The 13659-nt window shown below is 57.8% G+C and carries 14 protein-coding genes and 1 tRNA gene; 9 read left to right on the top strand and 6 right to left on the bottom strand.

Annotation, left to right across the window (positions count from 1 at the left end):
- Window positions 1–99 precede the first annotated feature (99 nt).
- The 4 genes from rpoA to KUF54_RS14245 all read left to right on the top strand — a co-directional run bounded on the left by rpoA (window position 100) and on the right by KUF54_RS14245 (window position 3175).
- Window positions 100–1098 (top strand): DNA-directed RNA polymerase subunit alpha, encoded by a 999-nt coding sequence (rpoA, locus tag KUF54_RS14230; protein ID WP_219343425.1) that lies wholly within the window; start codon window positions 100–102, stop codon window positions 1096–1098.
- 133 nt (window positions 1099–1231) lie between these two features.
- The gene (gene rplQ / locus KUF54_RS14235) at window positions 1232–1615 is read left to right on the top strand and encodes a 50S ribosomal protein L17 (RefSeq protein WP_219343426.1); all 384 of its coding nucleotides are present in this window, start codon (window positions 1232–1234) and stop codon (window positions 1613–1615) included.
- 41 nt (window positions 1616–1656) lie between these two features.
- Window positions 1657–1733 (top strand) — tRNA-Met (locus KUF54_RS14240).
- Between the two features lie 188 nt (window positions 1734–1921).
- Window positions 1922–3175, top strand: a complete 1254-nt coding sequence (locus KUF54_RS14245; RefSeq protein WP_219343427.1) for an Hsp70 family protein — start codon at window positions 1922–1924, stop codon at window positions 3173–3175.
- Window positions 3176–3233: 58 nt separating this feature from the next.
- On the opposite strand, the gene rsmI is transcribed toward KUF54_RS14245, so the two are convergent.
- Window positions 3234–4166 (bottom strand): 16S rRNA (cytidine(1402)-2'-O)-methyltransferase, encoded by a 933-nt coding sequence (gene rsmI / locus KUF54_RS14250; RefSeq protein ID WP_219343428.1) that lies wholly within the window; start codon window positions 4164–4166, stop codon window positions 3234–3236.
- Here rsmI and KUF54_RS14255 point away from each other — a divergent pair.
- The 3 genes from KUF54_RS14255 (at window position 4166) to KUF54_RS14265 (ending at window position 5927) form a co-directional block, all read left to right on the top strand.
- A complete protein-coding gene (locus KUF54_RS14255) occupies window positions 4166–4582 on the top strand; it encodes a YraN family protein (protein WP_219343429.1) in 417 nt (138 codons plus the stop codon). The genes rsmI and KUF54_RS14255 overlap by 1 nt on opposite strands.
- Before the next feature lie 86 nt (window positions 4583–4668).
- The gene (locus tag KUF54_RS14260) at window positions 4669–5277 is read left to right on the top strand and encodes an SIS domain-containing protein (protein ID WP_219343430.1); all 609 of its coding nucleotides are present in this window, start codon (window positions 4669–4671) and stop codon (window positions 5275–5277) included.
- A complete protein-coding gene (locus KUF54_RS14265; protein ID WP_219343431.1) occupies window positions 5274–5927 on the top strand; it encodes a BON domain-containing protein in 654 nt (217 codons plus the stop codon). Before KUF54_RS14260 ends, KUF54_RS14265 begins: the two co-directional genes overlap by 4 nt.
- Before the next feature lie 73 nt (window positions 5928–6000).
- Here the strand turns inward: KUF54_RS14265 and KUF54_RS14270 are convergent, their stop codons facing one another.
- The 3 genes from KUF54_RS14270 to KUF54_RS14280 form a co-directional block, all read right to left on the bottom strand.
- Window positions 6001–6909 (bottom strand): NAD(P)-dependent oxidoreductase, encoded by a 909-nt coding sequence (locus KUF54_RS14270; protein WP_219343432.1) that lies wholly within the window; start codon window positions 6907–6909, stop codon window positions 6001–6003.
- A 149-nt stretch (window positions 6910–7058) separates the two neighbouring features.
- The gene (locus KUF54_RS14275; RefSeq protein ID WP_219343433.1) at window positions 7059–8195 is read right to left on the bottom strand and encodes a PilT/PilU family type 4a pilus ATPase; all 1137 of its coding nucleotides are present in this window, start codon (window positions 8193–8195) and stop codon (window positions 7059–7061) included.
- A 139-nt stretch (window positions 8196–8334) separates the two neighbouring features.
- The gene (locus KUF54_RS14280) at window positions 8335–9378 is read right to left on the bottom strand and encodes a type IV pilus twitching motility protein PilT (RefSeq protein WP_219343434.1); all 1044 of its coding nucleotides are present in this window, start codon (window positions 9376–9378) and stop codon (window positions 8335–8337) included.
- A 37-nt stretch (window positions 9379–9415) separates the two neighbouring features.
- Between KUF54_RS14280 and KUF54_RS14285 the strand changes: the two genes are divergently transcribed.
- Window positions 9416–10147 carry a YggS family pyridoxal phosphate-dependent enzyme gene (locus tag KUF54_RS14285; RefSeq protein ID WP_219343435.1) on the top strand — a complete coding sequence of 244 codons (732 nt, stop codon included), beginning with the start codon at window positions 9416–9418 and terminating at the stop codon, window positions 10145–10147.
- A 243-nt stretch (window positions 10148–10390) separates the two neighbouring features.
- Here the strand turns inward: KUF54_RS14285 and KUF54_RS14290 are convergent, their stop codons facing one another.
- The gene (locus KUF54_RS14290) at window positions 10391–11302 is read right to left on the bottom strand and encodes a bifunctional GNAT family N-acetyltransferase/nucleoside diphosphate kinase regulator (RefSeq protein ID WP_219343436.1); all 912 of its coding nucleotides are present in this window, start codon (window positions 11300–11302) and stop codon (window positions 10391–10393) included.
- Between the two features lie 307 nt (window positions 11303–11609).
- On the opposite strand from KUF54_RS14290, the gene KUF54_RS14295 reads away from it, so the two are divergent.
- Window positions 11610–12020 (top strand): FKBP-type peptidyl-prolyl cis-trans isomerase, encoded by a 411-nt coding sequence (locus KUF54_RS14295; RefSeq protein ID WP_219343437.1) that lies wholly within the window; start codon window positions 11610–11612, stop codon window positions 12018–12020.
- Window positions 12021–12024: 4 nt separating this feature from the next.
- Here KUF54_RS14295 and norR read toward each other — a convergent pair whose 3' ends face one another.
- Window positions 12025–13608, bottom strand: coding sequence for a nitric oxide reductase transcriptional regulator NorR (gene norR, locus KUF54_RS14300; RefSeq protein WP_219343438.1), 1584 nt, complete (start codon window positions 13606–13608; stop codon window positions 12025–12027).
- Window positions 13609–13659: the final 51 nt, after the last annotated feature.

Consider the following 13659-nt stretch of genomic DNA (forward strand, 5'->3'; position numbering starts at 1 on the left):
CATTTCTGTTAAACGTTCCCACGGCGCGAGGCATCGCACCGTGGGTGCTTCACCAGCCTTACCGGTGTAACGAGCCGAGGGTATTGAGAGGAAGTCTGCATGCAAACGAATTTGCTGAAGCCCAAGACAATTAATGTCGAACAACTTGGCCACAACCGTGCCAAGGTGGTTCTGGAGCCGTTTGAGCGTGGCTACGGTCATACGCTGGGCAACGCCCTGCGCCGTGTTTTGCTCTCCTCCATGGTGGGTTACGCAGCGACTGAAGTGACGATTGCTGGAGTGCTGCATGAGTACTCCTCTATCGACGGCGTTCAAGAAGATGTGACCAACATCCTGCTGAATCTCAAGGGTGTAGTTTTCAAGCTGCACAACCGTGACGAAGTCACCTTGAGCCTGCGCAAGGATGGTGAAGGTGTTGTTACTGCCCGTGACATCCAAACACCTCACGACGTAGAAATCGTCAACCCTGATCATGTGATCGCTCACCTGTCGCAAGGCGGTAAGCTGGACATGCAGATCAAGGTTGAAAAGGGCCGTGGCTATGTCCCCGGCAACGTGCGCCGTTATGGTGACGAATCGACCAAGTCGATCGGCCGTATCGTGCTCGACGCTTCGTTCTCGCCCGTTAAGCGCGTGAGCTACGCAGTCGAATCTGCACGTGTGGAACAGCGTACCGATTTGGATAAGCTGGTTCTGGAAATCGAAACCAACGGTGCTATTACCGCTGAAGATGCAGTGCGCGCATCCGCCAAGATCTTGGTGGAACAACTGGCTGTGTTTGCGCAGCTGGACGGTGGCGATATCGCCAGCGTGTTTGACGCTCCTGCTGGTGGTCGTGGCGTTACTGCTACTTTCGATCCAATCCTGCTGCGTCCCGTGGATGAGCTCGAGCTGACCGTTCGTTCTGCTAACTGCCTGAAGGCAGAGAACATCTACTATATCGGCGACCTGATTCAGCGTACCGAAAACGAGCTGCTGAAGACTCCTAACCTGGGTCGTAAGTCGCTCAACGAGATCAAGGAAGTTTTGGCTTCCCGTGGTCTGACTTTGGGCATGAAGCTTGAAAACTGGCCACCAGCTGGCCTGGAAAAGCGTTAATTGCTATAATCATGGGCTTTGCTGGAATCACTTCTGGCAAAAGCCCAAGTGCATCGGGCAGTACCTGACACGGCTGCCTGATTTAATTTAGAAAACTTCTCGGTTAAAAACCAAGAAAACAAGGAAAAGCACCATGCGTCACGGCAACGGACTCCGCAAACTGAATCGTACTTCTTCGCACCGCAAGGCGATGCTGCAGAACATGATGAACTCGCTGATCGAACACGAAGCGATCAAGACCACAGTGCCTAAGGCCAAGGAACTGCGCCGTGTGATCGAGCCTATGATCACTTTGGCTAAGGTTGACACCGTGGCTAACCGCCGTCTGGCTTTTGACCGTCTGCGCGACCGCGACAGCGTGACCAAGCTGTTCAACGTGCTGGGTCCCCGCAACGCAACGCGTCCCGGTGGCTACACACGTATCCTGAAGATGGGCTTCCGCGTGGGCGACAACGCTCCTATGGCCTATGTTGAGCTGGTTGAGCGCGCTGAAGAAGCCGTCGCCGCTGCTGAATAAGCAAATAGCAGACTGAAAAGTCTGCTATAATTTGGAAATACCGCGCGATGGAGCAGTCTGGTAGCTCGTTGGGCTCATAACCCAAAGGTCGAAGGTTCAAATCCTTCTCGCGCAACCAAATTAAAAACGCCCGCTGACATCAGCGGGCGTTTTTGTTTTTGACTTTCATTTTTCAATATCAGCCTTCCCGTGCAGGGTGCTGGTAAAAATGTGAGCAACTGGCGCTTGATATTGATGGCTTTGAAGGTCAAAGTGATTCAAAGTCAAGAATTGATAGGCAGTTGCTGCTTCAAGTTTTGTACTCTCATGGCAAATGCATTGACTGTTCCCGGTACGCTGGGCATCGACTTTGGAACCTCGAACTCGGCTGCGGCTTACCGTGTAATGGGGGAGACGGCCCGTCTGCTGCCTCTTGAAGCTGCTGCGACGGGCATGCCCACAGCGTTGTTCTTCAATACTGAAGAGTTCAGCACGCATTACGGGCGTGATGCTATGCAGCAATATCTGGCGGGCGAAGAAGGCCGCTTGATGCGCTCGCTCAAAAGCCTGCTAGGCAGCAGTTTGCTGCTGGAAAAGACAGCGGTGCATGGCCAGTTGATGAGCTATCAGGACGTGATTGCTATCTTCCTTAAGCGTGTTGCGGATCAGGCGCGTGGATCGCTCAATGGAGCATTGCCCGAGCGTGTGGTGCTGGGTCGCCCTGTCCACTTTGTGGATGGCCATCCTGAACGTGACCGCCAAGCGCAAGATGCATTGGCCGCTGCAGCGCGCACTGCGGGCTTGGGTGAAGTGAGTTTTCAGCTTGAGCCAATTGCTGCGGCGCTGGACTATGAGCAACGCTTGAGCGCAGAGCAACTGGTGCTGGTTGTCGATATTGGCGGCGGTACCTCGGACTTTACCGTGGTGCGCTTAGGCCCAGAGCAGGCCAAGCACGAGGACCGCAATCAAGACATTCTGGCCACGACCGGCGTGCACATTGGCGGCACCGACTTTGACCACCGCCTGAACGTGGCCCAGGTCATGCCGCTACTGGGTTACAAGCACATTGGCCCTAACGGGCGTGAAGTGCCTAGCGGCGTGTTTTTTGATCTCTCAACCTGGCACCTGATTCAGTGGCTGTACACGGCCAAGTCTCTCGCGTCGGCGCGTAACCTCAAGCCTGATTACAGCGATCAGCAACTGCACCAGCGCTTGATGAAGGTGCTCGATTGGCGCGAGGGTCATCGCTTGGCTGATGCGGTGGAGCAGGCCAAGATTGCTGCGTCACAAAGTCATGCTGCCGCAGGCATTGCACTGGACTGGCTGGAAGATGGCTTGCCTGCAGAAATTTCGCCCCAAATACTAGAAGCGCAGTTGCAAGCACTTTTGCAGCAAGTGGTTGAGTGCGCGCAGGACTGTGTAAAGCAAGCCGGGGTGACGAGACCTGATGCCATCTACCTAACCGGCGGCTCGTCTGCCTTGCGTACTCTGCGCGATGCACTGCGAGATGCTTTCCCGGATGTGCCGCAAGTGGAGGGTGACTTATTCGGCGGCGTGGCGACTGGTTTGGCTTACGCTTAATATCAAAAAAGTGAGCGCCTAGTCCTTATTCATAAGGGACTAGGCGCTTTTTTGATGCTTATTCTTCTTCGGCCTCGCGCTTTAGGTCAAGCGCACGGTCATACAGAGTGTTGCGACTCGCTCCTGTAATCTCGGCTGCGAGTTTGACGGCGGCTTTGGTGGGCAGCTCTGCCAGCAAAAGCTTCAGGACGCGCTCCGCTTCAGAATCCAGTCCCTCGCCTTGCAACTGAGCCATAGGGTGCAGCACGATAGCGAACTCACCCCTCACACGGTTAGGCGATGCCTGCAGCCAGCTGGCCAGCTCGCTCGCGGGCATGGTGGCGATATCTTCAAACTGCTTGGTAATTTCGCGCGCCAGTGTCACGGAGCGGTCACCCAACAAGGCCAGCGCTTGCGCCATCTCGATAATGCGGTGCGGTGCTTCCAGCAGCACCGTGCAGCGCGGCTCGTCGATGAGCTTGCGTACGGCTGTTAAGCGCTCGGCATTCTTGGTGGGCAAAAATCCGGCAAACACAAAGCCGCTTTCGCCATGTGTGGGAGTCACCGCTCCGGCCACGCTGATGGCCGAGGTCACGCTGCTGGCACCGGGCAGGGGAATGCTGCGCAGGCCCACGATTTGTAGCGCTGCGCACAGACGTGCGCCGGGGTCGCTAACGCCTGGTGTGCCAGCATCGCTCACATAGGCAACGCGCTGGCCTTGCTGCAGGCGGCTTATGACTTGCTGCGCGGCTTCTGCTTCATTGTGCTGGTGTACGGCCAGCAACTGGCTGCCGTGGCGGTCTATGCCATAGCTGCGCAGCATGCCTTGCGTGTGGCGGGTGTCTTCGCAGGCAATGCAGTCCACCATTTGCAGCACATGCAAAGAGCGCAGGCTAATGTCGGCCAGATTGCCAATAGGCGTCGCCACCACATACAGGGCTGCCTGCGGATAATGCTGGGAAGCAGCCGCTTCATGTGCGGCAGTCAGTGCCGATGCGAAAGAGGTAGTCAATGGATTTCCTTGGAAAGCGGCCGCAAAGGCCTGCCGTCAAGCCTGTGGATAGCACCACCGCGCGAGGCCAGTTGGCCGAAGATGCGGCGCTGGCCTATTTGCAGGCTCAGGGCTTAAAGCTCGTTGAGCGCAATTATCGGACGCCGGGCCGTGGTGGCGGTGAAATAGATTTGATCGTGCGTGACCGTGACGGGTCTTTGGTGTTTGTTGAGGTCAGAAGCCGCAATACCGACCGCTTTGGCGGTGCCGCTGGCAGCATAGGCCAGACTAAGCAGCGGCGCATTGCGCTGGCCGCCGGGCATTACCTGATGCGCATGGTTGTGCCGCCGCCATGCCGCTTTGATGTGGTGTTGGTAGACAGCTCGCATAGCCCCGCAGCGATTGAATGGCTGAAAGCGGCCTTTGATGCGATGTAGTTAGTCACAAATTATGCACAACATAGGCGTGTAAATAACGCATTGCTAGCAAAGAGATAACAGCTGGCAGGTATCATCGGGCCTCCATGCTAGAGCAACGAATCCAACAGCATTTCATCGACAGTGCCGACCTGAAGTATCAGGCCGCCCAAGCGCTGAGCCAACCTATCGCCTTTGCCGTGCAAGCCATGTTGGCCTGCGTGACCGGGGGCGGCAAGGTATTGGCTTGCGGCGCAGGCGTTTCGGCCAGCGATGCCCAATTATTTGCTTCCCTGTGTGTCACAGGGTTTGAACGCGACCGCCCCGAGCTGGCTGCGCTGGCTTTGACGTCTGATGGTGGCCTGCTAGGCTCAGTCGGTATGACAGGCTCAGGCGGCAATGCCAGCCAATATTTGGCGCGACAGGTACGTGCGTTGGGGCAGCCCGGCGACTTGCTACTGGTCATGTCCGTGTCGGGCAATGACATTGCGGTGCAGGATGCGCTGGAGGCCGCCCATGAGCGCGACATGATGGCCGTGGTGCTGACAGGCCGCACAGGCGGTAATCTGGCCGCCGTGGTGCGCGAGACCGATGTACTGATCTGCGTGCCCCATGACCGCGCTGCCCGCGTGCGTGAAGCCCATACTTTGATCTTGCACTGTCTGGCTGACGGTGTGGACTCTCAATTGCTTGGTGATCAGGAGATGCCTTTATGAAGTTGCAGTGGACCCGCGTCGCTTGCGCCGCCTTGACCGTAGCCGCTTTGGGCGGTGCTTTGAGTGGCTGTGTGGCCTTGGTGGGCGGCGGTGCCGCCGTGGCCGGCATGTCGGCTGTTGACCGTCGCACGACGGGATCGCAAGTGGAAGATCAAGGCATTGAGCTGCGCGCAGGCAACCGCATCGGTGAAGTGATGGGCGAGAAGGCCCGCGCAAGCGTCACTAGCTATAACCGCATGGTGCTGCTGACGGGCCAAGCTGGCAACGCCACGGATAAGGCGGCGATCGAAAAGCTGGTGCGTGAGCAAGCGACCGTGCGTCAGGTGTATAACGAGATCGAAGTCGCGCCATTTACAGCTACGTTGGGTCAGCGCTCTAAAGACACCATGCTTACTGGCCAAGTTAAGGCGAGTTTGTTGAATGCGAAAGACATCACGTCGTCGGCCATCAAGGTAGTGACCGAGAACCGAGTGGTCTACCTCATGGGCATTGTTACCCCGCGTGAATCCAAGCGCGCTGCCGAGATTGCACGTGGTGTCAATGATGTCACCAAGGTGGTGCGACTGTTTGAAGTCATCTCTGAAGAAGAACTGGCGGCCATGAAGCCCGAGCCAGCGCCTGTGACTGAGGACAGGTCCAGCATGAATTGATGCGGCTTCGCCCTCAATAAAAAAGCCGGATGCAAGTCCGGCTTTTTTCATGGCCACGTGGCCAAAAAGCGGCTTAGCGCAGGCGTTGAATCAGACTTGATGTGTCCCAGCGATTGCCGCCCATGGCCTGTACATCGGCATAAAACTGATCGATGAGCGCAGTGACCGGAAGGCGTGCGCCGTTGCGCTGCGCTTCTTCAAGCACCAAGCCCAAGTCCTTGCGCATCCAGTCCACGGCAAAGCCAAAGTCGAATTTACCTACAGCCATTGTTTTGCCGCGGTTGTCCAGTTGCCAGCTTTGGGCTGCACCCTTGCCGATGACATCCAGCACCTTGCCCATATCCAGATCAGCGCGCAGGCCAAAGGCGACAGCCTCAGACAGACCTTGCACCAAGCCTGCAATGCAAATCTGGTTGACCATCTTGGTCAGTTGGCCGTTGCCCGATTGACCCATATAGGTGAAGGCGCGCGAGAAAACATCGGCCACGGGAGCGACCTGATCAAATACCGGCTGATCACCACCGCACATGACGGTGAGTTGCCCGTTGACGGCGCCTGCTTGCCCGCCAGAGACCGGTGCATCGATAAAGTGCAGACCGCGCTTTTGCGCTTCGGCATACAGCTCGCGGGCCACTTGGGCTGAGGCGGTGGTGTGATCGACAAAAATCGCGCCGCTTTCCATTCCAGCAAAAGCGCCATCATCGCCGAGCACGATGGAGCGCAAGTCATCGTCATTGCCCACGCAGCAAAACACCATGCGCGCGCCTTTGACAGCTTCACGGGGAGTAGGAGCTTGATGGCCGCTGGGAAATTCTTCCACCCATGCCTGCGCCTTGCTTGCCGTGCGGTTGTAGACCGTGACTTGATGGCCGGCCATGGCCAAATGCCCTGCCATGGGGTAGCCCATGACGCCCAAGCCCAAAAATGCCACTTTGGTGGCTGTTGAGGGGTTGTAGCTGCGGGAGGTGATGGAAGCAGTCATGAGGAGTCCTTGAATACTTGGCGGTAAGAAAACCAGTGGTCCACAGCATTGTGCGCAGACCCGAATTCAAAATAGCCACAAAAGATCAAAGCCGCCGCAAAGGCTATCTGTTGTCCCTTTGTGGGAAGGAGCACAAGCGCCTTAGTGGGTTACACAATCGTCAAATGCTCGGTACCGGCTGCCAAATCCAGTGTGCGCGCCCGCTGGCTGTTGAGCTTGATTTGCAGGCGCAGGTCGTTGACCGAGTCAGCGTTGCGCAAGGCATCTTCATAGGTGACGAGATTGGCCTCAAACAGGTCAAACAGAGCTTGGTCAAAGGTCTGCATACCTACGTTACGGCTCTTTTTCATGATCTCTTTGATTTCGGCTACTTCACCCTTGAAGATCAGGTCAGAGATCAACGGGGTGTTGAGCATCACCTCAATCGCGGCTACACGGCCCTTGCTGTCTTGCTTGGGCAGGAGGCGCTGTGACACCAGGGCCCGCAGGTTCAGCGACAAGTCCATCAGCAACTGTGGGCGGCGTTCTTCAGGGAAGAAGTTGACGATACGGTCTAGCGCTTGGTTAGCGCTATTGGCGTGCAGTGTGGCCAGACACAGGTGACCTGTTTCGGCAAAGGCCACGGCATGCTCCATGGTCTCGCGGTCGCGAATTTCGCCCATCAAAATCACATCGGGTGCTTGGCGCAGCGTGTTCTTCAGCGCAGATTCCCAGCCCTCGGTATCCAGGCCCACTTCGCGCTGGGTAACGATGCAGTTCTTGTGTGGGTGCACAAATTCCACCGGGTCTTCAATGGTGATGATGTGACCAAAGGAGTTTTCATTGCGCCAGTCCACCAAGGCGGCCAGCGTGGTGGATTTACCCGAGCCCGTGGCGCCAACCATGATGCACAGGCCGCGCTTGGTCATCGCCACTTCCTTGAGCACCTGAGGCACGCCTAAGCCATCAATCGTGGGCAAGGTGGAGGGAATGGTACGCAGCACCATGCCCACCTTGCCCTGCTGCACAAAGGCGTTGACACGAAAACGCCCCACACCAGCGGGCGAAATGGCGAAGTTGCACTCTTTGGTCAGCTCAAAGTCCGCAACTTGCTTGTCGTTCATAATTGAACGAGCCAGAGCCAAGGTGTGCAGCTGAGTCAGGGGCTGTGGCGATACCTTGGTTACCTTGCCATCAATCTTGATGGCAGGAGGAAACTCTGAGGTGATGAACAAGTCACTGCCTTTGCGGCTGACCATGAGCTTGAGCAGATCGTTGATAAATTTACTGGCCTGATCGCGTTCCATGATCACTCCTAATGCAGTGGTTCATAACCACTGTCAAAAAACTGGCGCGGCCCAAACGAGAAACACCGAGCAAGGGCCGCCCCGCTGCGAAGGTGTTGCCCCCACAGGGGGAAGCGGCAAAGCCGCTCAGGGGGAAGCCTTATCCAGGAAAGTTTTCCGGAATCTTGGCCTTGCCGCGTGCTTCGGCTGGGCTAATCAGGTTGCGGCGCACCAAGTCGGTCAGGTTCTGATCCAGCGTTTGCATGCCTACGCTCTGGCTGGTCTGGATGGTGGAGTACATCTGCGCCACCTTGGCTTCGCGAATCAAGTTACGGATGGCGGGCGTAGCCAGCATGATCTCGTGCGCAGCGACTCGGCCTTGGCCATCCTTGGTCTTGCACAGCGTCTGCGAAATCACTGCCTGCAGCGATTCGGACAGCATGGCGCGAACCATTTCTTTTTCTTCGGCCGGGAATACGTCGATGATACGGTCGATGGTTTTTGCCGCTGACGAGGTGTGCAGCGTGCCAAACACCAGGTGGCCGGTTTCGGCCGCCGTCATGGCTAGGCGAATGGTTTCCAAGTCGCGCATTTCACCGACCAAAATGGCGTCCGGATCTTCACGCAACGCAGATTTCAGCGCAGCGGCAAACGACAGCGTCATCGGCCCCACTTCACGCTGGTTGATCAGGCACTTCTTGGATTCGTGTACGAATTCGATGGGGTCTTCCACGGTCAGAATGTGGCCGTATTCGGTTTCATTCAGAAAGTTGACCATGGCCGCTAGCGTGGTGGACTTGCCCGAGCCGGTAGGGCCGGTTACCAACACCAAGCCGCGTGGCTTCAAAGCCAAGTCGCCAAAAATCTTGGGCGCGTTGAGCTGCTCTAGCGTCAGAATTTTGCTGGGAATGGTTCGAAACACGGCTGCCGCGCCGCGGTTTTGGTTGAAGGCGTTGACACGAAAACGGGCCAAACCTTCAATTTCAAACGAAAAGTCCACTTCCAGAAACTCTTCGTACTGCTTGCGCTGCGCATCACTCATGATGTCGTAGACCATGGCATGCACCGTCTTGTGGTCTAGCGCGTCGATGTTGATGCGGCGCACATCCCCGTGGACGCGAATCATGGGCGGCAAGCCTGCCGACAAATGCAAGTCGGAAGCCTTGTTTTTGACACTAAATGCCAGCAATTGCGTGATATCCACGGAGATCCCTCTCTAGTTTGATACTCTGGCGCCAATTATGACGACGATTGAACTCAATCTGGGGCAGATTCATGCCCGCATGGCTGCAGCTTGTGCTCAGGCAAACCGTTGCGTGACATCGGTACAACTGCTGGCCGTTTCCAAAACCTTTGGCGCTGATGCGGTGCGCGAGGCGGTGCTCGCCGGCCAACGCAGCTTTGGCGAGAACTATATACAGGAGGCGGTAGAAAAAATTGCAGCGGTGCGCGCCATGCAGTTGGCTGGCGCAGAAGCCTTGGAATGGCACTGCATTGGCCCCATCCAAAGCAACAAGTCGCGGTTAGTGGCCGAGAACTTTGACTGGGCGCAGACCGTGGACCGGCTCAAGATTGCCGAGCGCTTGTCTGCCCAGCGGCCCGAGGGTATGGCGCCGCTCAATATATGTATTCAGGTCAATGTGGATGGCGGCTCTACCAAATCGGGCGTAATGCCTGCGGATGTGCTGGCGCTGGCTGAAGCGATTGTGAAGCTGCCCCGTCTGGTGCTGCGCGGCGTTATGAGCATTCCGGATGACACTCCTGATTTTGAAGCGCAATGTGATCTACACAAAAGGGCTGCGGCCATATTTGATGCTATTAAAGCCAGTGCCATGCCGGGCTTGGAGCGCTTTGACACTTTGTCCATGGGTATGACGGGCGACCTAGAGGCTGCAGTAACAGCGGGCAGCACCATGGTGCGCGTTGGCAGTGGAATCTTTGGCAAACGCAGCTACGCAGCCGCAAGCCAATAAGCGCTCAGCGGCTATGTGGTAAGCGCTTTAAGCTCATGTTTTTGATAAAAAATCATATTTAACCTGATCTGAGATAGGCGCTCTTGCCGAATTTTCCCGCCGCTTTATGCAGCGCTTGCCTAAGAGCGGCTAACACAACCCAGTAAACCGAAGGTTTACGTTTGAGACGAGGCGCGAAGCCGCTGGCAGTACATTAGTACGACAAGGCAAAGCAACGACGTATCAAGGGTGGTGTTAGCGGCTCTAAAGGTGAAAATCCCCCGCCGCCTCCGGCTGGTAGAGCACCTTGTCGATGGAAATCCGACGGCAGCGGTTGGACACGCGCCAATCGATGGCATCGCCTTCCTTGTAGCCAAGGATTGCGGTGCCAAGGTCCGAGCAGACGGAGACATTGCCCGCCTGGCCATCGGCGTCTTCGGGGTAGACCAAAGCTACCTCGAGCGCTTGGTCGTCTAGCCTGAGTAGTGCCCGTGAGTTCATCGTGACCACGTCCGGTGCCACGCGCTGCGGCTCGACGAGGATTGCGCGCTCGACTTCATGCTCCAGGTCCACGACCGTGGGGCCACGTTCGACCCCGATCAGGCTCAGCAGCCGGGCCTTGTCGATCTCCGTGACGTACAGCGCTGACGTGTCTACGCCAACCCCTTCGCGCAGCAAGCGCAGGTAGTTGCCTGCGCTTAGCGATAGCGACTGGGTGGTACTCGACTCGCTGTCGAGCAGGAAGCCCGAGCGCATGAAGGCCTTGAGCGAGCGCGTGTTCTGTGTGTGAATTTTGGCGATCAGCCGCTCGGCGCGCATATCGAAGAAGGCCAGCTTCAGGCCTTCGCGCAAGGCACTGCTGCCCAGCTTGCGCCCCCAGTTGTCACGCTCGCCGATGACCAGCACGATCTCGCAGTCCGCGCCGGTCTTGATCAGCCGCACAAAGCCCACGGGTCGGTCATCGCCGTCGTAGGCCATGAAGAAGCGGCCACCGCGGTTGAACAGGTGCGTGAGAATGGGGAGTTGAACCCGCTGCAGCACTTGGGAGATGCTGCGCGAGACATCACGGGAATCGCTGAGGAACTGGACGACGCTTTCGTCTTCCAGCCAGTCCATAAGGTTTAGCGCATGGGTCCGCGTGATCTCCGGACACAGCGCAATGAAAGGCTTGCTCATCTTCACCACAATTGGTTGCAAGGATGAAAGCCCTTCATGGCCGCCGCGGCCATGACGGTTCTTTCGAGGAAGGATCAATCGTATCGGCCCTGCCGCCTCGCTGCACAGCCCGGCGCGCAAAGCCGCACTGTGGGGTGCGACAAACACCCGCAGTTACCTGCTCAAGAACTTTTGCATTAACTTCATTCGGACTGGAAAAATGGCGCAGCGCTGATCTTGCCGCGGCTCATCCATCTAAGCTGGTGGATGACATTTTCACTACCGCACTTCGTACTAAAGTCTAAGCTTTATTTTTAAGCGCATACCTATGAAAAAAATCGCATCCGCCCTTTGCGTCGTGTTTGCCATGATCTCGGGCGAAGCTGCTCAGGCTGCTCCAGTTACCACCGCTAGCGGCCTGATCTATGAAAGCCAGGTCGAGGGCGCAGGCCCCAGCCCCAAGGCAACGGACACCGTCAAGGTGCATTACCGTGGCTACTTTCCAGATACCGGCAAAGAGTTCGATAGCTCGTACGCACGCAAGCAGCCCATCGAGTTTCCGCTCAACGGCGTAATTGCTTGCTGGACTGAAGGTGTGCAAAAAATGAAGGTGGGCGGCAAGGCCAAGTTCACCTGCCCGCCAAGCATTGCCTACGGCGCCCGAGGCGCTGGCCGCGCTGTGCCGCCCAATGCCACGCTGAACTTTGATCTGGAACTGCTGGGCATTCAGGGGCGCTGATTTTTCAGGGGCTATTGATTTCAAGCCGCTTGGCCAGCCGCTGCAAATTGGCGCGATCCAGTTGCAGCTCACGCGCCGCCGCAGCCCAGCTGCCGTGGTGGCGCGTCAGACTGGCATTAACCAGTTCGCGCTCATAGGCGGTGACTGCATCTCGCAGGCCGGCTTGGGGCACGGGTAGCGGCAGAGCCGTCGTGGCTTGTGGTTGAGGCGCTGCCGCAGTGGCTTGTGGCTTGTCCCAGAGGTCGGCGACGCCCAAAGTCACAATGCGCAGCCTGCCGTTGGCTCGGCCCGCGCTGCCGTCGTTGCGGCTTAATGCCTTGAGCACGGCGCGGCTAATCAAGTGCTCCAGCTCGCGCACATTGCCAGTCCAGCGGTGGGTCAGCAAAGCCGCTTGCGCAGCGGCATCTAGACGCAGGCCGCCCAGTTTGAGTCGCGAGCGATTCTCTTCGAGAAAATAGCCGGCCAGCTGCAGCACATCGCTGTCACGCTGGCGCAGCGGCGGCACATTGAGCGGATAGACATTGAGCCGGTGATAGAAGTCCGCGCGCATGCGCCCGGCGCTGACTTCCGCTGCCAGATCGCGGTTGGTGGCCGCAATCACGCGCACATCCACATGGTGCTCCCGGTCCGAACCCAGGCGTTGCAGCTGCCCGCTTTGCAGCACGCGCAGCAGCTTGGCCTGCACAGGCAGCGAAAGCTCGCCCACTTCATCCAGAAAAAGCGTGCCCTGATGCGCCTGCTCGAACTTGCCGCTGCGCTCGGTCAGGGCGCCGGTAAAGGCGCCGCGCACATGGCCGAATAGCTCGCTTTCCACCAAGTTGTCTGGCAGGGCTGCGCAGTTGATGCTGACCATGGGCTTGCCCGCGCGGCCTGACTGTGCGTGTACGGCCTGCGCCACCAGCTCTTTGCCGGTGCCGGTTTCTCCGGTGATGAGCACGCTGAGGTCACTGGCCGCGACGAGAGCTATGTCTTTTTGCAGCTGGCGCATGGCGGGGCTTGAGCCCTGCAAGCCGCGTTCAGGCGCTGTTGGGGTGCTGGCGGTATGGCTGGCGCCACGTGCGATTTGAGACAGCTGGTGCACGCGCTCTGCCGTGGCCACGGTGGCTGCTGCCAGATTGCTGAATGCCTGCAGCATGGCCAGCGCCGCCGGGTCGGCAAAGCGCCCGGGCTCAAGCGCATCCAGCGTCAGCAGACCCCAGGGCATGCCGCCTAGCTGCAGCACGCAGCCCATGCAGTCGTGCACATGCAACTCGGTAATGGTCTGGCCTTTGTGGGCGATCAGACCGTCGTAGGGGTCGGGCAGGGGGCTGTCAGGCTCAAAGCGCATGGCCTGACCGGCGGCCAGCAATTGGGCAAAGCGCGGGTGCTCGGCCAGCCTAAAGCGGCGCCCCAGCGTATCGGGCATCAAGCCATCAATCGCCATGGGGTGCAGCCATTCGCCTTCTAGTTTCAGCAGGGCCACGGCATCGGCAGGCAGCAGATTGCGCAATGCGGCCAGCAGGCGGCGCAGGCGCTCGCGTTCGCTCAGGTCCTGCGCCAGATCGGCAATCAACGGGCTGACGGCATTGAGTATGTGGGATGTTGTCATAACGACATCAATGAGGGTCAATAAGACTGCTTTTGTTAGATGTCATATTGA

The organism is Comamonas sp. Y33R10-2 (assembly GCF_019355935.1).
Taxonomy (GTDB): Bacteria; Pseudomonadota; Gammaproteobacteria; order Burkholderiales; family Burkholderiaceae_C; genus Comamonas.

Coding starts and splice junctions, on each gene's coding strand:
- rpoA (WP_219343425.1), top strand. CDS start 100: ATGCAAACGAATTTGCTGAAGCCCAAGACAATTAATGTCGAACAACTT.
- rplQ (WP_219343426.1), top strand. CDS start 1,232: ATGCGTCACGGCAACGGACTCCGCAAACTGAATCGTACTTCTTCGCAC.
- KUF54_RS14245 (WP_219343427.1), top strand. CDS start 1,922: ATGGCAAATGCATTGACTGTTCCCGGTACGCTGGGCATCGACTTTGGA.
- KUF54_RS14255 (WP_219343429.1), top strand. CDS start 4,166: ATGGATTTCCTTGGAAAGCGGCCGCAAAGGCCTGCCGTCAAGCCTGTG.
- KUF54_RS14260 (WP_219343430.1), top strand. CDS start 4,669: ATGCTAGAGCAACGAATCCAACAGCATTTCATCGACAGTGCCGACCTG.
- KUF54_RS14265 (WP_219343431.1), top strand. CDS start 5,274: ATGAAGTTGCAGTGGACCCGCGTCGCTTGCGCCGCCTTGACCGTAGCC.
- KUF54_RS14270 (WP_219343432.1), bottom strand. CDS start 6,909: ATGACTGCTTCCATCACCTCCCGCAGCTACAACCCCTCAACAGCCACC.
- KUF54_RS14275 (WP_219343433.1), bottom strand. CDS start 8,195: ATGGAACGCGATCAGGCCAGTAAATTTATCAACGATCTGCTCAAGCTC.
- KUF54_RS14285 (WP_219343435.1), top strand. CDS start 9,416: ATGACGACGATTGAACTCAATCTGGGGCAGATTCATGCCCGCATGGCT.
- KUF54_RS14290 (WP_219343436.1), bottom strand. CDS start 11,302: ATGAGCAAGCCTTTCATTGCGCTGTGTCCGGAGATCACGCGGACCCAT.
- KUF54_RS14295 (WP_219343437.1), top strand. CDS start 11,610: ATGAAAAAAATCGCATCCGCCCTTTGCGTCGTGTTTGCCATGATCTCG.
- norR (WP_219343438.1), bottom strand. CDS start 13,608: ATGACAACATCCCACATACTCAATGCCGTCAGCCCGTTGATTGCCGAT.